The sequence below is a fragment of the Ancylomarina longa genome (assembly GCF_003996985.1).
GTDB lineage: Bacteria > Bacteroidota > Bacteroidia > Bacteroidales > Marinifilaceae > Ancylomarina_A > Ancylomarina_A longa.
Genome location: NZ_RJJX01000246.1, coordinates 1 through 435 on the forward strand (window position 1 = coordinate 1; position 435 = coordinate 435).

The 435-nt window shown below is 47.2% G+C and carries 1 rRNA gene; it reads right to left on the reverse strand.

What is annotated here, in order from left to right:
• Positions 1–428, reverse strand: a 23S ribosomal RNA gene (locus DLK05_RS17080); the annotation flags it as partial.
• Positions 429–435 lie beyond the last annotated feature (7 nt).

A 435-nucleotide genomic window follows, 5' to 3' on the forward strand; every position in this document is an offset into this window, starting at 1 on the left:
TTTGTTCAAGAGGGCGAGGACACACTGCAGCACACGGGCAGCACGAAAAAATGAAGAGAAATACCTGAAGGACATATTTCAAACCCTTTCGTGTACAGGACTATCACCCACTATGGTTGCACTTCCCAGAGCATTCCACTAGAACTKATATGACTTAATGGGCTTTTCCCCGTTCGCTCGCCGCTACTRAGGGAATCTCAATTGATTTCTTTTCCTAAGGGTACTGAGATGTTTCACTTCCCCTCGTTCGCCTCGTATGACTAYGTATTCATCATACGATACCTGCCTTATGACAGGTGGGTTYCCCCATTCAGAAATCTCCGGATCAMAGGATATTTGCCGCCTCCCCGGAGCTTWTCGCAGGCTATYACGTCTTTCATCGCCTCTGACTGCCAAGGCATCCACCACATGCACTTAATTACTTGACTATACAAC